Annotated in this window: 16 protein-coding genes and 1 pseudogene; 10 read left to right on the top strand and 7 right to left on the bottom strand. The window is 58.6% G+C overall.

The genetic code is table 11. The features are described from left to right. Nucleotides 1-15 precede the first annotated feature (15 nt). On the bottom strand, nucleotides 16-240 hold the full coding sequence (locus FJ943_RS04025; RefSeq protein WP_140719929.1) for a helix-turn-helix transcriptional regulator: 225 nt from the start codon (nucleotides 238-240) through the stop codon (nucleotides 16-18). Nucleotides 241-363: 123 nt separating this feature from the next. Here FJ943_RS04025 and FJ943_RS04020 point away from each other — a divergent pair, with 123 nt between their 5' ends. The 4 genes from FJ943_RS04020 to FJ943_RS04005 all read left to right on the top strand — a co-directional run bounded on the left by FJ943_RS04020 (nucleotide 364) and on the right by FJ943_RS04005 (nucleotide 2,953). Next, entirely contained in the window at nucleotides 364-1,302 is a 939-nt protein-coding gene (locus FJ943_RS04020) for a hypothetical protein (RefSeq protein WP_140719927.1), read from the top strand. Between the two features lie 712 nt (nucleotides 1,303-2,014). Further along, on the top strand, nucleotides 2,015-2,245 hold the full coding sequence (locus FJ943_RS04015) for a hypothetical protein (protein ID WP_246671824.1): 231 nt from the start codon (nucleotides 2,015-2,017) through the stop codon (nucleotides 2,243-2,245). A gap of 25 nt (nucleotides 2,246-2,270) precedes the next feature. Next, on the top strand, nucleotides 2,271-2,579 hold the full coding sequence (locus tag FJ943_RS04010; protein ID WP_140719923.1) for a hypothetical protein: 309 nt from the start codon (nucleotides 2,271-2,273) through the stop codon (nucleotides 2,577-2,579). Continuing rightward, a complete protein-coding gene (locus tag FJ943_RS04005) occupies nucleotides 2,549-2,953 on the top strand; it encodes a hypothetical protein (protein WP_140719921.1) in 405 nt (134 codons plus the stop codon). Before FJ943_RS04010 ends, FJ943_RS04005 begins: the two co-directional genes overlap by 31 nt. A gap of 20 nt (nucleotides 2,954-2,973) precedes the next feature. Here FJ943_RS04005 and rhuM read toward each other — a convergent pair whose 3' ends face one another. Beyond that, nucleotides 2,974-4,020 carry a RhuM family protein gene (gene rhuM, locus FJ943_RS04000; protein WP_181174488.1) on the bottom strand — a complete coding sequence of 349 codons (1,047 nt, stop codon included), beginning with the start codon at nucleotides 4,018-4,020 and terminating at the stop codon, nucleotides 2,974-2,976. A 1,112-nt stretch (nucleotides 4,021-5,132) separates the two neighbouring features. On the opposite strand from rhuM, the gene FJ943_RS03995 reads away from it, so the two are divergent. Further along, a complete protein-coding gene (locus FJ943_RS03995; protein ID WP_140719917.1) occupies nucleotides 5,133-5,327 on the top strand; it encodes a hypothetical protein in 195 nt (64 codons plus the stop codon). 84 nt (nucleotides 5,328-5,411) lie between these two features. Beyond that, nucleotides 5,412-5,633 carry a DUF768 domain-containing protein gene (locus tag FJ943_RS03990; RefSeq protein ID WP_140719915.1) on the top strand — a complete coding sequence of 74 codons (222 nt, stop codon included), beginning with the start codon at nucleotides 5,412-5,414 and terminating at the stop codon, nucleotides 5,631-5,633. 9 nt (nucleotides 5,634-5,642) lie between these two features. Here FJ943_RS03990 and FJ943_RS29870 read toward each other — a convergent pair whose 3' ends face one another. Continuing rightward, the gene (locus FJ943_RS29870; RefSeq protein ID WP_246671823.1) at nucleotides 5,643-6,089 is read right to left on the bottom strand and encodes a hypothetical protein; all 447 of its coding nucleotides are present in this window, start codon (nucleotides 6,087-6,089) and stop codon (nucleotides 5,643-5,645) included. 117 nt (nucleotides 6,090-6,206) lie between these two features. On the opposite strand from FJ943_RS29870, the gene FJ943_RS03980 reads away from it, so the two are divergent. Both FJ943_RS03980 and FJ943_RS03975 read left to right on the top strand, forming a co-directional pair. Beyond that, nucleotides 6,207-7,070: an ATP-dependent DNA ligase gene (locus FJ943_RS03980; RefSeq protein WP_140719913.1), complete on the top strand. Its 864-nt coding sequence runs from the start codon at nucleotides 6,207-6,209 to the stop codon at nucleotides 7,068-7,070. A gap of 218 nt (nucleotides 7,071-7,288) precedes the next feature. Next, nucleotides 7,289-8,683 carry a recombinase family protein gene (locus FJ943_RS03975; RefSeq protein WP_181174487.1) on the top strand — a complete coding sequence of 465 codons (1,395 nt, stop codon included), beginning with the start codon at nucleotides 7,289-7,291 and terminating at the stop codon, nucleotides 8,681-8,683. 11 nt (nucleotides 8,684-8,694) lie between these two features. On the opposite strand, the gene FJ943_RS03970 is transcribed toward FJ943_RS03975, so the two are convergent. From FJ943_RS03970 to FJ943_RS03965, 3 genes and pseudogenes are all read right to left on the bottom strand, one after another. Beyond that, entirely contained in the window at nucleotides 8,695-8,970 is a 276-nt protein-coding gene (locus tag FJ943_RS03970) for a hypothetical protein (RefSeq protein ID WP_140719909.1), read from the bottom strand. Between the two features lie 799 nt (nucleotides 8,971-9,769). Next, nucleotides 9,770-10,003 (bottom strand): annotated as a pseudogene (locus tag FJ943_RS30225) (hypothetical protein); the annotation flags it as partial. 166 nt (nucleotides 10,004-10,169) lie between these two features. Beyond that, nucleotides 10,170-12,617 carry a DUF3987 domain-containing protein gene (locus FJ943_RS03965; RefSeq protein WP_140719908.1) on the bottom strand — a complete coding sequence of 816 codons (2,448 nt, stop codon included), beginning with the start codon at nucleotides 12,615-12,617 and terminating at the stop codon, nucleotides 10,170-10,172. Nucleotides 12,618-13,494: 877 nt separating this feature from the next. Between FJ943_RS03965 and FJ943_RS03955 the strand changes: the two genes are divergently transcribed. Next, nucleotides 13,495-13,983 (top strand): hypothetical protein, encoded by a 489-nt coding sequence (locus FJ943_RS03955; RefSeq protein WP_140719904.1) that lies wholly within the window; start codon nucleotides 13,495-13,497, stop codon nucleotides 13,981-13,983. 57 nt (nucleotides 13,984-14,040) lie between these two features. Here the strand turns inward: FJ943_RS03955 and FJ943_RS03950 are convergent, their stop codons facing one another. Then, nucleotides 14,041-15,216: an integrase arm-type DNA-binding domain-containing protein gene (locus FJ943_RS03950; RefSeq protein WP_140719902.1), complete on the bottom strand. Its 1,176-nt coding sequence runs from the start codon at nucleotides 15,214-15,216 to the stop codon at nucleotides 14,041-14,043. Between the two features lie 717 nt (nucleotides 15,217-15,933). Between FJ943_RS03950 and FJ943_RS03945 the strand changes: the two genes are divergently transcribed. Further along, the gene (locus tag FJ943_RS03945) at nucleotides 15,934-16,326 is read left to right on the top strand and encodes a low affinity iron permease family protein (RefSeq protein ID WP_318011701.1); all 393 of its coding nucleotides are present in this window, start codon (nucleotides 15,934-15,936) and stop codon (nucleotides 16,324-16,326) included. Nucleotide 16,327 lies beyond the last annotated feature (1 nt).

Genomic DNA, 16,327 nt, shown 5'->3' with positions numbered 1-16,327 from the left:
CGCAGATTTGCCAGACTAGGAGCCTTCGGCACCGTTCGGTCGCACGAGCTCCACATGGCTCACACCAAGAGCGTGCGCGAGTTCGAAGAGCGTCACGACTGTTGGGTTTCGCTGACCGCGCTCAAGGCCGCTGAGATATTGCTGGCTGAAGCCTGACCGCTCTTCAATCTGCTCCTGGGTAAGGCCTTTCTCCCGCCTTATACGGGCAAAGTTCTGGCCTACCAGCTTGCGCATATCCATGCGCTGAGGGATCGCAGTTTACAGGTTTTGAGTTTATCAACTAAAGTATGTAAACCGCTCAACTCTCACCTGAGTGTTTCGCGGTTGCAACCTCTTCTGCCGCCGATGAAAGGCAAAGAACCCATGTTGAAGCGGCTTAGCAACCGACTATTAATCCGCTTGGCCCTCGCAACTCTCGCCGGCGTCCTCGTCGAGCTTTCGAGCACCTGGCCCTCGAAGGCTGATTTGCTTATCTCCTGCGCGGACAATGGTGAGGGTGCCAAGGAAGTCGGCAGGTTCGCGTCCGACTACCAATGCATGACTTGCGTCAACGAGAGTGCCATCAAGAAGTTCATGCTTAGTGCTGTCTACGGCGCCGATACCTGCCCCCCACCCGCTTTTTTGGATGTGCACATCATAGGGAGTATCAATTTTGCCGACGCTTACTTTTTCTCCAAGAATGCAGAGTTTACTCAAAAGTCCGGCCGTAGTTTCTTCAGAAGGCTTTTTCTGAATAGCGATGGCGGACAAGTTGATGCGGCACTCCAGATTGGCGCCGTCGTTAACAGCGTCACCGATACCGCGATTGTCAAAGGCCACTGCTATAGTGCTTGTGTTCTAATCCTGATGGCAGCAAACAGGAGAGTTTATATAGACGAGGACGTTGGAATTCATAGAATGTCTGTCGATGAGCTGCCAAGCGATCTGGTCATCAATCAAGAGAATGTGAGCGGGTACTTTGCTAAGAAGTACGAGGAGATAGCTGGCTACGCGGAAAGAAACGGCGTGGACAAGTCAATTGTCGACTCGATGAAGGCGGCGCCATCTACGCAGATCAGGAAACTGACGTACAGACAACTAAAGGAACTTGGTCTTGGCTATATAAACACTACATATGCGGAGATTACCCGATACAGGATTGCTAGACGATACGGCCGGGACGGCGTCATCAAGTACGCGGAACTTCTCTCAAAATTCGAGGCTTGCGTCGAGGACCTCGGGGGCGCTTGCTCGGGGAAAGCTCTGGCTCGGTACGACGAGGAAATCCGCGAGTTGGAAAAGGCAGCTTTCGGCCCACAGTGACGTTCGTGGCGCTCACGTCCAGACTCCTTCTTTAGAGCACCACCGACGGCGAACGTGAAGTAACGTTTGTTCCGCCGGTATCCCTTACGCGTACGGTCAATACCAAGGGAGGCGGGCTTCCGAGCGCCACTGCCAGACCAGTCACGCCCTCGCGTCCGATGACCCCGGCTTCGCTTTGATCCGCCGCCCAGCGTGGCGACCACGGAAGCAATACCCGCCTCTGGAAGATAGACAAATTTGATGGGCTCAACGCAGCGCACTCCGACGTTCCGCTGTTGGCCAAGGGCAAACTTGGTCGGCCTGGGTGGGTGGCGGTCTCGGCGTATCTGGCACGTTGCAGGGCCTTCAGGAGCAGTTCTCGCCGTTGTCATGTGCCAGCGAGTCGATCACCAAGATTGTCGTAATCCTTGCCCTGTTAAGCGCTGCTCCTCTTGGGAGGCGCTGCCGACGGCTGGTACGCCAACCAGAAGACCAAGCCCCTTGCGGCCGCGCTGGGTGGCGAGGTGCCAGCGTGAAGCCGCTTGTCGTCTTCATGCTGGGTGCCGCTGCTGGTGCCGCCCCATCATCTGGGCGGCCATCGCCTTGGCCGCCTCGGGTGCTGCGCTCGGGATCTGTGAGCTCATCAAGCACAAGGGCGCCGACGAGGTTCGCGCCAAGATCGAAAACGAAAATCAGGATGCGATACGCAAGGGCATTGAGGCCAGCCGGAATTTTGAGGACTGCACTTCTGCTGGCGGGTTGTGGGACTTCCGGCGTCAACGGTGTTCCAGCGCTCCGGGCGGCGATCGGTACCAGCCTCGCCGGCGCGCAGGGGAAGACGGTCGCCGATCAGAATAAGATCGACCGCACCATGGCGCCTGGCTGCGCGGTGAAGCTCTCCACGCCGGCCGAATGCGACCGGCACACTGTTGCCAGCGCCGCGCGCCGGCAAGAACTGAAATAGGACGGGTTGGAAGGCAGCGGGGCTGATGGCGGACGATATGGCTGAAGAACAGCGACACTACCAAGATCCGATCCAGGCGCAGCTTGGCGAGCGCGTCACCAACCTTGGCCGGCGGCAGACCGACCTTGAAGCGGAGATGCGATCGGGCTTCCGAAATATCGAGCAGTCGTTCGCCTCGTTCACAAACGAGACGCGCAGCTCGATCGCAGCCTTGGGCACATCGATATCCGAGCGCAGCCGGCCACAGTGGCAGGCGCTCGGGGTCATGGTGTCCGTTATCGTCGTCCTCGGTGGCCTGGTCTATTGGCCGATCCGCGAGAGCACCAATATCTGAAGGCGCAGGACATCGAGACCGGACGCCTGATCCAGAGCCTGACCAACGAGACATCGAAGGCGATCCAGAGCGTCGCCGCCAACACGGTCTCGCGGCAGGAAATGGACTGGCGGGCCGCCCGAGGCGCTGAAGACCGCACGCGCAGGGAAACGGCTATCGGCGATCTGCGCGGCAACACCGTGGCGCGCGCCGAATGGATGGAGCGCAACCGGGCTTCGGATCAACAGGCTACTGAATTCACACACCGGCTTGACGAACTACGGCAGGACTTCGGCGCGGTATATGGGACGCGCGACGTCATCCAAGACATGAAGAGGGAGATTGAGCAGCTGAGGCGCGCCCGGCCCGCAGCTGTAAGCTCCGCCGGCCAATGACCGGCGGAGCCTGTAAAGGTCTACGCGACAGGTCGCGGGAGTTGTTTTCCAGTCTTTCTGAAGAGCTCCAACTGCCCCTTGGCGAACTTGTCGGCATCTGGGCGCCGGGGACCGACGCCGGTATAGCCGGGGAACACCGGGAATTCATACTGCGCGACGAGTTCCTTCAATTTCTCCAGCAGCCGGAGCATTGAGACCTGCTTGCCCTGGATGGCCATCCCCTCGGCGTACAGCAACCAAGCTTCACCAATAAGCTCCATTTTGCGAAGCTCATCCGGCGAGCAGTAGTTTTTCGCCACGGTAACGTCTGCCGCCGTCGGTGTTCGGTTCCCCAAGGCGGTCAGGCCCATATTGGGCTTTCTTGCGTCGGCGCGGGACATGATGATCTGCACAGCTGTCTGTTCAGCTGCCGCAAAATGAAAGGTATCCTGACTGGTCGAAAAGAACCTCCGGGCGGCGGGATCGTCCTTATCGTAGTCGATCGAGCACTCGGCAAACGTCTCGCGAACCTGGGTATAGAGGTTTTTCTCGGAAGTCCGGATCGCCCGAACTTCGCGAGCCAACTTCAGCAACGCTGCGGGGTCGCTGTTGAGCCGTTTGCCATTGAGAGCATAGCCGTCCTGAATAAAGCCCTTCAGGACCGTCGATGCCCACTTTCGGAATTCGGTGGCTCTCTTGCCGCTGACGCGGTAACCGACTGCCAGAATGACGTCGAGATTGAAGTGCTCAAGGGTGCGGCGAACGTCCCTCACGCCCTCCCGGCGAACCACTTCCATTTTGGAAGTAGTTCCGTCCTTCGACACCTCGCCTTCCGCGTAAACGTTGGACACATGCTTGATAATGGCAGGAGTCTGGGTCCCGAACAGCGCGGCCATCTGGTCGTAGGTCGCCCAGACTGTGTCGGCATCGAAATCGATCGGAAAATCGATCTCATTGTTGCCAGACTTGAACCTGGCAAAGGCATCGAACTGGACGGCACCCTTGACTATTTCGACCGCTTTCGCGGCCCCGTCCCGAACCTTTTGAACGATGGATTTTTTCGGCGGCTTCACTGCATCAGTCTGCATAAGACATAATCCTTTTGATATGTCCTTATGCGGTCGGTGCCGAAAAACGCTTGACATGGGGGAATGATACCCCACATATCCGCCAAGTGATCACGACACCCACCGCCAAGGTGGTTTCAATAAAGGCCCGGTCGATGTTACCAGCATCTTCCGGGCCGCTCTGTTTCACCGAGACTCGGTAAACCGACATCATATGTTGACGGACGCGGCATCCTACAAGAGATGGCCGCAATTTTTTTACGCAAAAGTAACCTTGGTCGAAATAATCGACTCAGCAATTCGGATGTACACTAACAATATTTCACGCTGCGGAAGCCGCAACCCCCTCGCCACCCGTTGACCTATGCTGGTTGATCCCAGCGCACTCCAGACCGTCCCGCTGCCGAAAGGTGGCGGGTTAAGTCGTTGCCTTGGTGGAACGGCGCTTTCGCAGGTGGAAGGCTAAACTCCCGAGGAGGATACCCGCCACCAGTGAAGGCAACCAACTCGTCCATAGGAAATAGGCTTGACCGACGGCATACCCCAACTCGAATTCGAACTCGTGCTGGGTTGGAAAGATTGGAACCAATCCCAAGACGTCTATGAGCGTGAGCGCGGCGCCTAGTAACGCTCCATACCTTGGGCCGAGCAAAGCCGTAGAAAGAAGACCGAGCAGAGCCGGAACCACAAACACGACTACGTTTACATAGTTCATTGTCCCGCGCCCGTCTGCTCGCGTGTGAACGCTACCCGTGACCTGTCATTCTAGCAAGGGCGCACAAACGCCGAAAGACAACGAATCCCCGCTGCCGGAAAGGATACCTGGATGTTTCAAGGCTGCGGAACATCTGGCTGCAGCCAAGGTTCGGGAACCGGCCGCACCACTCCCGGCGGCCTTCCCAAGTGGCTTGCCCGCTGGCTCCGGTCAGCGGGCTTTTTGCTTGCGCCAGAAAAGATCGGGCAAGGGGTCTTCTTCCTGGCGCTAATTGCGTCGTTCCCCGGCGGGCTTTTTCCGTTTAGGGTAGCAGAGGCGATTGTCTTGTCGGCGATACAGGCTGGCACCTCTGAGGGCAATTAAGTGGCGCTACCCCTGCCGTAGGCAAAAACGAAGAGGCACTGATATGGTGCACGTCATGAATCAGAAGATCATAGGCTATGGGCGCGGCGGGGCGGTTGGCGTCTTCCTCGGGCATATCTTGTACATGATTTTCAACGGTGACGACCTGCGCAGCATCGCAGCAAGCGCCGCAATGTATGCCGCGATCGGGATATGCATCATTCTGCTTATCGAACGCGGTTTTCGGCGGTGGAGCACCAAGCAGCCCTAGCCTCCACCATGGGCGCTACCCAGCCGTAGAGGAATGGCTAATCCCATGAGCGGAACCTAATATCTCCGGGCGGCTTCTTTGGGCATGAGCCCGCGCGGCGTCAATTTTCTCGACAAGTGGCTGAGCAGCAATGTGTCAGGTCTGGCAAGTTCAGACGTGATTTCGGTGGCGGAGGCTATTCAGAAGCTTTTCGCCGACGCGAAGGCGATCGGGATCAGCAGCACCGAGATCGAGGAAGAGACCGGCAGCGTCTATGAAACAGTGCTCGATGCCATCGTCCACCACGATGCCGGGTTGGCGGACTGAGCGGCCCGCTCACCGCTCTTTCTTATTCCGTTTGGGAAATTGTATCACCTTGGCCTCGGGCTCTGGCTTCATCGGAGCGTGACCCTGTTCTTCATGCCAGAACACCTGGCGGAAATCGCGCTGGTCAACCCGCTGACCGCATGCCGGGCAATTGAAGAAATGATCTTGCTCGTCTTCGAGTTCGGCCCCGTGCACCTTGCCACGAATCGGCGGACCGAAGTCGGCGCTTTCGGCCCATGCCAGGAAATCCGGTCGTTGGTCAGGTCCAACCATGCTGTATCCATATTCGGTGGACCTCTCCTCATCGACCACTCGGAACCAATGATCCTGCAAAACCCCTGGCGACACAGACTGACCGGCCAACGTCTCTGCGGCCCTCCTTGGATCGGTCTCCACAACGTCGCCAGAGACCACGACTGTGTCGCCGTAGATCTCTTCCACCCGGTATTTCGTCATCGTCGCCTCGTTTTCCGGGTGGCAACGCGTTTAGCTTTGTTGCATCGCGCCTGCTATCTGCGTTTGGGAACCATTTTAGCTAAAGCTTATTGAATGATAGGTTTCGTGAGTGAGTTGATGCGTCTGAAGTTCATTAAGCCGATGGAGCCCGAACTGGTCGACACCCCGCCCCAAGGCGATGAGTGGATTCATGAGATAAAATTCGATGGGTACAGGACCCAGGTCATCAAGGATGACGACGGGATTCGGCTGATCACCAAGAATGGCTATGACTGGACCGGGCGCTACATCCAGCTTGCCGGCGAAGCAGCGGCGATCGAGGCGAAAGACTTCATCATCGACGGCGAGGCGATTACCATCAACGAAGCTGGCCTGTCTGACTTCCATGCACTGCAATCAGCCATCACGAGCCGCAAGCCATCGCGCGATCTGTATCTAGTGGCGTTCGATCTCCTGCACCTCAATGGCCACGACTTGCGCGACATGCCGGTGGAAAACCGCCGCGACATCCTTCAGGCATCGATCCCGACCGGTGGTCGTATCCAGTTCAGTGAAGCAATGCCTGGGACCGCCGATGCCGTCTATCACCTTGTCGACCAAGCCGGCCTGGAGGGCATGGTTTCAAAGCGCAAGGACAGCACCTATCGCAGCGGGCCGACGATGAACTGGCGCAAGATCAAGTGCTATGCCGAAAAGGAAATGGACATCATTGGCGTGCAGCGTGAGGCCGGAAAGCCCGCGATGGTCCTCATGGCCGACAAGGGCCGCTACGCCGGCGGCGCCTTCGTCACGTTCAAGGCTCACAAACGGCAAGCGCTATGGGAGCGCGTGCAGGGGAAGGTCGGCGGACCCGTTCCGATAGGCTTGGCCAAGGCAAAGGCAGAATGGCTGAAGCCCGGCCTGGTCGGCCGCGTGAGGTTCCTGAAGGGCGAGGAGAAGCTGCGTCACGCCAAGCTGCTCGATTTCCGGGATAAGCAATAGCCAACGCTTGCCTGCCGTCAGGAAAGCCGAGGCTGTCGGCGAGGGCGACGCGATCGAATAGCCATCCAACTAGGATGGTCAGCTTCGTCTCGGCGAGCTGGGCTTGGTCCCCGATGGGCTCGGGATGGTGGAGGCCGCCTGTCTGCTGTCAGCGCCCACGTAGCAGGCCTTCTATGATACAGTTTCGACCAAGGCGGATCACATGGAGGGCCATTCCAGTGACTGAGCTCGCATCGGACGTTCCCACCCCGGCAGCCCAATACATCCGCATGTCCACAGAGCACCAACGCTATTCGCTGGACAATCAGTGTGCGGCCATAGCGGAGTATGCCGAGCGCCGTGGCTTTGCCGTCGTTAAAACGTATGCAGACGCCGGCAAAAGTGGGCTGAGCCTTAAAGGAAGAGCGGGCCTGAAGCAGTTACTGACCGACGTTGTGGGTCAACCTACCTACTCGGCCATATTGGTGCTCGACGTGAGCCGGTGGGGGAGATTCCAGGATACGGACCAAGCCGCCCACTATGAATTTATCTGCCGCGATGCAGGGGTCGACGTGCATTACTGCGGCGAGCCGTTCGAGAATGACGGCAGTATGGTCGCTAGCATAATGAAGAGCCTGAAGCGGGTGATGGCGGGCGAGTACAGCCGCGAACTCTCTGCCAAACTGTCCCGAGCACACCATCAGCAGGCTCGGCTTGGGTTCAAGCAGGGCGGTCCCGCGCCGTACGGGACCAGGCGCTTACTGGTCAGCGACGACGGAACGCCGCGATGCCTGCTCGAACCGGGCCAGCGGAAGGGATTGCATTCAGACCGGGTGATTTACGTCCATGGCCCTCAGGGTGAGCTTAAGGTTGTTCGCCGAATTTTCCGGATGTTTCTGCAGAAGCGAAGCATTTCGCAGATTGTTGAGACGCTGAACAAAGCCAATATTCCGTCCCCAAATGGCCCATGGAGCTGGGCTAGAGTTAAGGGCGTTCTTCGATGCGAGCTGATGATCGGGAACTACGTCTTCAATCGGACGAGCCGGAAGTTGAAGAAGCCACTCACTCACAACCCTCCGGAACTTTGGATACGCACCAAGGTGATGGAACCTATAGTGGCTCCCAAAACGTTTGCTCGGGCGCAGCGGGAGCTTCATTCGCAACGGATCTATCCCTTGCAGGAAGCGGACATGCTGAAGAAGCTGAAGCGGCTCTTCCGATCGAAAAAGAAGCTCTCACAAGATATTATCAACGAGTGCCCCTACACACCATCCTCGCATGCGTATTCCGCGCACTTCGGCAGCCTCCTGACCGCCTACAAGGCCGTTGGTTTTGAGTGTCCGCCAACTGGCCTACGGGGCAAATACTACTCAGATGATGAACTTCTAGATGGCGTCCGCCGACTGCATGCCGAATTTGGATTCGTCACGATGGCTTTGATCAACGCTGCCAGCGGCCTGCCGAAATACAAGGTTTTCACGAAGCGCTTCGGCTCGATTGTGAATGCCTACGGCCTTGCTGGGTTCCCTACGACGAAGAGCGAGAGGATCGCAGCGGCGCGGCAGCGAGCAAGCGCTAGACGCGAGAATAAGAAGGTTGTCGCAGTATCGGCAGAAGAAGTGCGGCTCCCTTAGAGACCATGTTGTCACTGTGCACAAAGCAGTTGGAACGGCGCCTTTGAGCGCACGCCTAAGACCAGGTCTCGAAGCGATGCGGCAGATTTCGCGCAGTCTGGCCGCAAACCCGCAACGTTTGGTCGGAACCATTTCGATTTCATACTGTCGTCAGATCGCTCTACCTTGTTCGCGGCGTTAAGCGTGAAGGATTTGGTGCCCTCTTCGGTCAGCAGCCCCACCAGGAACGCCGTCGGCATGTCCTTGTCATCCACGTCCAGCGTGCATCCGCGCACCGGTGGCAGCATTTCACAATTCGGTTTCCTAGCCGTCTTACCTCACAAGCAACGCTCGCCATCGGTGTTCGAAACAGAACCAATTGCGGCTCCTGGCGAGATACCTCTGCAACCTGGCTGGCGTGCCTAAAGGCGTCCCTGATGCCCGCAGAGCGCCACTGTCGTGCGCCTAGCACTTCGTAGCGCGTCCGATCTGACAGTGGGTGCTGTTCTTCTGGCCTAATTGCGTGAATGGGGTGCAGCATCTTCTGGTTAACGTGGTGCAGCCCAGTCCTCAATGCTGCCCTAAAGGTAGAAGACGCGACATCGATCGTGGTGAAGGCGGACTTTCGTGTCGACGGTGTGTATGGGGAAAACGGTAGCTCGGTGGACTGACCGCGATGCTGGCCGCACTCCACCTATCTCGGCTATTCCCCATTTATGAGTTCGCGGCCTAATATCAATCGCGCTTTTGGCGTGCGCTGGTCGACGAGCCACGACGTCAGTCACTGTCGTCTAGCTTTCAAGCCCCGTGTCTCGGACCGGGCTATGGTGGTCACCAAGCTCCAGATGGCACCAGGGTTCTTCCCCCGGGGTGCCCGGAAATGCGGTTCGAGGGCTCTGGTGAGGCACCAACCAGATAAGCCGCTGTGTGAGCTGAGCATTTCGGTTGGCTTCGCGAACTCGCAAGCTCTCAAGAGCCCTGCGAGCTACCACTATGTCGCCCAAAGAACCGCAGCCGACTTTTGGCATGCTAATGATGCAATCTAACGAGGCCCGAGTGTCCTTGATTCGGGCGTACTTAGACAACCAAAAGGGCCTCCATTCATAGTCAGTTTGTGCATGGAGGGTCTTCCTGACGACGCGGATACCTAGCCTCGCCAGCTATCGCTATCAGCAGCTCAGCCCGGCCCTGTTCATTGAAGCAAATGCGCCCGGTCTCCTGAAGCGCCGATTCCGCCTGTCCGGCCCGAGTGCCGCCCCAGCCCAGCCGCTGCATCGCCATGCCGTAGGACATTGGCCCGTAGTGGCGCAGGGCATCGGCATACAGGTCAGGGTCGGACGGAATCGGCGGGGTCGGGGCCGCGATCCCCTTGGAGGCTTCGGCATTTGTTACAGTTGCTACGTTTGCTACGTTCTGCCGAGGATCAAGAGAAGGTGTAGCAGATGTAGCATGTGTAGCGGACGCCGGTGTCGTATTCGGCAGCCTGAAGCGCTGATAGGCCACGCCTTCACGTCTCCCTGACAAGCCTGATCTTGCGAGGGCGAGCGGATACTTCCGTGACCCAGCCGTGGGCCGACAGGGTAGACAATGCCGCTTCGGCCGCATTTTTCGTGCGGAACGGGTTCGGGCCGGACTGGACTATTTCCCGGAAAGAGATCGTGGCTTCGTCCCGCGCGAGCATCCAATCGAGAAGCTTCTGCGCGGCCAACAACTTCGGATCGAGGCGATTGACGCGCTGAAGGCGGACGGTCTCGTTCAGATACCAGTCGGCCAGCATCAGGGCCGAGTGCATGGTCTCGATTCCGATCTTGGTGGCGCGGACGTCCTCCACAATCGTCAGCACGCCGGCGATGCGGGCAGCGTGCTCAGCAATCTTGGCCGCGAAATCCTGCACCGGCCACAGATCCTTGCCCGGCCCGCACTGCCCTTCCACATGATCATGGAAGGCGCGCCACGATTTGGCGGCATCGTCGCCAATGGTGAGAGCGCGCGGCTCAAGTTCGTTCTTGCGGCCCTCGGCGAGCGGCCACGGTGATTCGAGGATCGAGAGGATACGCTCGCCATAGGACAGGATGGCGGCGTTGTCCTCGGGCTCCGCATCGCGATAGAAGCGGGTGCCTGCGATGCTCTCCGGCGAGGTCACGAGCACGCGAGACAAAAGACCCTGATCCCGCAACTGCGAATCAGCGAGGAACTGCGCCGCCACCGCGTGCTGCACCATCAGGTGCATGGACAACCGCCGGCCGTAGAGGATCGAGACGCCGTCGAGTGAGCGAATGCGCTTGATCGGGTGCCCGTCCCACATCTGCGAATAGCCGGCGGCGGTGCGAAGCCGGTTGTCCTGAGACATGCCGTGCCCGCCGATGAACATACCACCCTCGGCGGTGAAGATACCCAGCGCCGCCGGCGCTGTAGACCACGCCTTCACCAGGCCCTCGATCGTCGGCTCAGGCGCGGTGAGGAAGGGATGAAGCGGGCGCTTCGGTTCCGGGCCTAGGTTGGTCAGCGCCGCTCGCCGAGCGTCGAAGTCCATCTTGCGGTTGCCCTCAATCTTCTTCTTCTCAGCGTTCCAGGCCGCAATCGCAATCGACCACAGGCAATGCTCGTTCTCGTGCTCTTCTCTCAGCACCGTCTCGCGCTTCCGGATCGGCCAGAGCGCTTCGTTGTCGGCGCTGGACTTCCTATCACCCGACGCGGCGACAGTCACGAAGAAGAGCGACAAGGGCCGCGTTTGGCCGTAGGGCAACATCACGTCGGCGTGGGCCTGCGAAGCAAGCGCCGCGACGGCGAGCACCGATTGCGCGGCGATGGCTTCCGGCACCTGCACCTTGCGGGAGATGGCGGCAGCGGCGCGAGACAGAACAGGGCCAAGCGCCTCGATTGGAAACCGCTCCGCCTCGGGCACCGATGGGAAAAGAGGGATTGGTCCATCGGCCGCCGCAGGCCTGGCCTCTGTGAGGGCGGCGACAACATCGGCGTCGGTGAGGCCAACAGGAAGATCGTCCGCCAAGTCCCACCCCTTGGGCAGTCCTTCGGGCAGGTTTACTGTTCGGACAACGGCCGCACCAGCATTGCGCGCCATGTCGGCAGCCTCAGCAGCATAGGTTTTGCCGGGGTCGTTGTTGTCCGGCCAGATCGTCAGGCGCCGGCCTGCCACGGCCCTCCAGTCCGCCTTACGGGCGGCATTCGAACCGCCGGACGTGGTGATGACGACATGATCCGAAAAACGCCTCTCGGCGGCGTCGGCTGTCTTTTCGCCTTCGACCACGAGCACCGGAGCTTCCGGGCGGGCGGCGAGACGGTCAAGGCCATAGAGAGGGCGAGGGTCGGGGAAGCCCTTGCACCGCCATTCGCGCTTGCCGCCTGGCAATTCGCAAAAGGTGAAAGGCTTCACCTGCTTGTCGGCGGGTAGGCCGTTGGCCGGGCGGTCGTAGCGGACAACATAACCGAGAAGCCGACCCTGGGCGTCAACGTAACGCCAACATGTGTTGCAGACGTATCCCTCCGGCGCGCAGCGGCGTATCAGGTCGGTGGTGAGTGCCGCCGCGTCCGCAGGCACAGGCAGCATCGGGCTCCACTGATTATCACCGTGATTGACCGGGTGGTCGCTGGCCCAGGCCTTTTCGTCACGAGGAGCGAAAGTCTTGTCCATGATCTTTGCGCCTCTATCGGAAATGCCAAGCATCGCCGCGAGGCGGTCAGCGGCCTCGGTTTGAGAAAGTCCGAAGAGGTAGGCCGCCAAGCTGATGGGGTCGCCACCTTTGTCGCCGGCAGCGAAGTCGGCCCATTTGCCGGTTTTCATGTTCACCCTGAACGAGCCTGCATGATGATCAGCACGCGTGGGATTAAGGGCGATCCATTCGTGGCCGCTGCGCCGGCCGCCCTTCAGCCAGCTAGCAAGCAACGAAGGCAGTGCCGACATTGCAGCGGCGTTGATGCTGTCAAAGTCCATCATCAGCGCCCTCTACCGCGAGAGGGCGACTGTGCCCGATCGTGAGGGGACGAAGCGCAGGGGGTGTCTTCTTCCTTTGGGTGCTTGCCGTTCTGCAGACCGGAGCCGACAGGCAAGGACTGAAGCCACCTGTCCGCAACATGCGAGAGAATCAGGGTGCGCCGACCGGCCTTCCTGACTTCGAGATTCCCCCGCGCGACCTCCTTGTAGATGAAGGAGCGGCTGACGCCGTAGATGCGAGAAAACTCTTTAATAGTATAGGCGTTCGGCGAATTTTCGATGGGCTGCATGAAAAGCTCCACGAAGAGGAAAGTATATTTGACCGGACAGCTTGCCCAATTACTGTGAGCAAGTATTGCCATCTCTAGCGTTTGACCGGGTCGAGGAGGAGCAAAGGCTCAAAAATACCTCATTGTGAGGTACTCGGCGCAGGCTCTATATCTGGACGACACCAGGTCGGCCAGGCAGGAAGGGCGTATCCACTGGAATCAACCCTGTCCAACTATACATTATCATGTCCATTGACGGACTGCAAAGCAGTAGAAGGAATAATTACGCCTACTGCTAGTCGGCACAAGAACATATTTGCGAAGTGACCGAATGTGAAGCAACGTAAGGTTAAATACTCAGATTCAGGAATGTACGCCCAGCCTACGAAGTGGGCTGGTGCCTTGTCAGGCAGGACGCTTTAAAATGCATCGACACGACGAAAAGGCCGCGCGTTCGCATGCCGACGGTCCGGGATGGTCGGCGTAGGCAAGCGGCCAATCTGACCGCTGCTTGGTAAAGAGGACCCGCTCCGTACCGCTTGCCATCCGCTTGACCGCAGTTTGCCCTAGGAGCAACCTTGCTATCACCAGCCGGCACGGGAGAGCAAATTATGGGCAAATTCGGTTCGCGTGACAGAGCGTCTTTTGCTTTTATGGCATTCCCACATATGTGCCTGATGAGGGCCGCGCTTCTCGCTGCAAGCTTCTCGGTGTTAGCGGCGACCGCGGCGTTGGGGGCAGAATTGCAGAGAAGCTGCATAGAGCCGCCCGCGACTGTAATTAAGATCACCGGTGTTGACACCAGACACGCACGCGCGTTGGCAAAATTCACGGAGCCGGATATCGTCCAGGCATGCCATGAAGGATATGTAAATCAGGGTGGCTATGCGTCGCCTGAAGAATGCATTCGCGCCACAAAAGCGAGCCTTCTCGGCCACGGCGTCGCTGCGGAAGCAAACTGCAGTAGCGGCATCATCAAGTTGGGGCAAATGTCCTTCAAGATGCCCGTTGAAAACAACTGTGCCTCGGGTGGGATTTTTGCGGGGCCAGCCTTTAAAATGCTCTGCCCCCGATATCGAGGCCGAATTGTGAATGACTGAACAACCATTGGCTGTTGCAGGCTCGGTAATTAGCCAACCAGCGATGTTTGATGCGCCTTAGTGAGCAACGCCGCGCTTGTTCAAAAATTCTGCCCAGGCCGTCATCAATTTACGGCGTCTCTCCACGGCATCGGCCCGCCGATATGCTCGCTCGGTGGCATCACCTATTCGATGAGCCAGCGCAGCTTCCGCTATCTCTCGCGGAAAACCCGTTTCGTCACCCGCCCAATCTCGAAACGCGGACCGGAACCCATGCACGGTGTAGTCAACCTTCATACGCCTCATAAGCATTTCCATCGCAGATGACGACAGAGGACAATCTGTCCGCTGACCAGGGAAGACGTACTTCTTAGACACCCGGCTTTCCTGCAGTGATTTGACGGTGGCCAGTGCTGAATTCGAGAGCGGAACCCGGTGCTCTGCAGCAGCCTTCATGCGCTCTGCGGGGATAATCCATACCCCTTTATCGAGATCAAACTCCGACCATTCGGCACCATAGACTTCACCCGAGCGGGCGGCCGTTAGAATCAGAAATTCCAGTGCCCTTGCTGCCATGGCTTCGGCACTGCGAAGGCGCTTCAGGAAAGCCGGCACTTCGACATAGGGCATGGCCGCATGATGCCCTCTGGAGAGCTTTTGGCGCGCCGGGAGCACGTTCTTGAGATGCCCCCGCCACAAGGCCGGATTTTCACCTATGCGCCACCCCTTGGCCTTTGCGTAGTCAAGAACCCGTTCAATCCGGCCACGAAGGCGAGAGGCGGTCTCAGCTTTGCTGTTCCAGATCGGCTGAAGGATTTCCAGCACATCGTCCGTGTCGATTTCGGAAACCGGTTTTGCGCGAATGATTGAGCAATACTCGGTCAAGGTCATCCGCCACTGCGAGCGGTGCTTATCGTTCCGCCAAGACGCCTCCATCGAAGCGAGAAACTTGTCGGAGCATTCGCCGAACGTGGGCTCCGCCTCCTTGGCCTTCTCGGCAATCGGATCGCGACCTTCGGCAACTGCGGCCCGGTACTCGATGGCTTTTTTTCGGGCGCTGGCCAGCGTAATGCCAGGGTAGGCGCCAAAACCCATTTCCCGCCGTTTGCCTTTCTTCACCCACATGAAAAGCCAGGACTTCGAACCGGACGGCGAGACATTGAGGTAAAGGCCGCCTCCGTCGCTGTGACGGCCCACCTTGAGAGAGTCTGATTTCGCTCTTGTGTCAGAGAGTTTTTGAAGTGTGCGGGCCATTGCTTCCCCATTTCTTTCCCCAATTTTGAGTGGGGATAATAGGCGACAATGGTAGACAATACGGGACAACTTGTAAAGAAAAATGACCTATTTGCAATAGGTTAATAGACACAAGAGGACGATCAGGGACACTGGTTCGGCGGACTCCCTCTCCGCCATTCCCCCAAATAGAAAATGCCGGCGGCATCGGCTACCGCCAATTCGCGGGTTCGTCCCCATCCTCGGCGATGATGATCGCCGACAGGCGCCGGCATGCGTGCGGCGGGACGCGACCGGCTGTCGCGGGTCGGAAAATAAGAAGCGATGCCGAGGAACCAAAGCATGTCCCTCAAGTTCGATATCCGTTTCCAGGGGAGATCGAGTTCAGCATGCAAGGTCGAGGGCCAATCAAGGCAGCACTTCGAGCACAGGCCGATGAGGTACGCATCCGCATCGGCATCCTCCAGCAGGAGTTGACCACCAACCGCAAAAGCATGGGAGGCACATTGCGGTTGGGGTACGAGATAAAGTCGAGGAAAGTCCTTCTGGCGCGTCTGGAAAGGGTACTGGCGCAGTACTCGCCGGGCTGCCTGCTTGACGACGTCCCGACGCTGCGGCGCTCCGAGACAGGCCCGCGATCGCAAGGCTCCCATTGCAGCCTCTGACGCAGCAGCCGTTCGAGACAACGCCCAACCCAGACGAATGGTCAGGGCCTGACGGCGCTTTCTGCAGACAACTGTGCCGCACGGCAGCCTTCGCCGACGCGCTCGCGGGAACCTGCGTTACCGTGGAAAGTTCCTGCTGATGGCAAATCACCCCATTACCGGCGCGCTCACCTCGATCGGCACGTGGACCTCTCGTCCGGCAGCATTCCTGGTCCTGCTGGCCTATGCGATCTTCTGGATCGTTTTCGACCGGCAAAGCTTGAACTGGCATGGCGCGGCTACGCTCCTCACCTGGGCCATGACGCTCTTCATTCAGCGGGCTGAACATCGCGATACCCAGGCCATTCATGCCAAGTTGGACGAAATGCTGAGATCAAACAGTTCGGCTTCGACCATCACCCGCATCGACGATGAAGAGCCCGAGGACATCGAGAAACATCGCGATCGCAAGCAGCAGGGCGACTAAC

Source organism: Mesorhizobium sp. B2-3-10 (assembly GCF_006442275.1).
Classification (GTDB): Bacteria; Pseudomonadota; Alphaproteobacteria; order Rhizobiales; family Rhizobiaceae; genus Mesorhizobium; species Mesorhizobium australicum.
The sequence above is the reverse complement of the archived record's forward strand: the minus strand, read 5'-3'. Positions and strand labels throughout refer to the sequence as shown.

Coding starts and splice junctions, on each gene's coding strand:
- FJ943_RS04020 (WP_140719927.1), top strand. CDS start 364: ATGTTGAAGCGGCTTAGCAACCGACTATTAATCCGCTTGGCCCTCGCA.
- FJ943_RS03980 (WP_140719913.1), top strand. CDS start 6,207: ATGCGTCTGAAGTTCATTAAGCCGATGGAGCCCGAACTGGTCGACACC.
- FJ943_RS03955 (WP_140719904.1), top strand. CDS start 13,495: ATGGGCAAATTCGGTTCGCGTGACAGAGCGTCTTTTGCTTTTATGGCA.
- FJ943_RS03990 (WP_140719915.1), top strand. CDS start 5,412: ATGAGCCCGCGCGGCGTCAATTTTCTCGACAAGTGGCTGAGCAGCAAT.
- FJ943_RS03950 (WP_140719902.1), bottom strand. CDS start 15,216: ATGGCCCGCACACTTCAAAAACTCTCTGACACAAGAGCGAAATCAGAC.
- rhuM (WP_181174488.1), bottom strand. CDS start 4,020: ATGCAGACTGATGCAGTGAAGCCGCCGAAAAAATCCATCGTTCAAAAG.
- FJ943_RS04010 (WP_140719923.1), top strand. CDS start 2,271: ATGGCGGACGATATGGCTGAAGAACAGCGACACTACCAAGATCCGATC.
- FJ943_RS03965 (WP_140719908.1), bottom strand. CDS start 12,617: ATGATGGACTTTGACAGCATCAACGCCGCTGCAATGTCGGCACTGCCT.
- FJ943_RS29870 (WP_246671823.1), bottom strand. CDS start 6,089: ATGACGAAATACCGGGTGGAAGAGATCTACGGCGACACAGTCGTGGTC.
- FJ943_RS03995 (WP_140719917.1), top strand. CDS start 5,133: ATGAATCAGAAGATCATAGGCTATGGGCGCGGCGGGGCGGTTGGCGTC.
- FJ943_RS04025 (WP_140719929.1), bottom strand. CDS start 240: ATGGATATGCGCAAGCTGGTAGGCCAGAACTTTGCCCGTATAAGGCGG.
- FJ943_RS03970 (WP_140719909.1), bottom strand. CDS start 8,970: ATGCTGCCACCGGTGCGCGGATGCACGCTGGACGTGGATGACAAGGAC.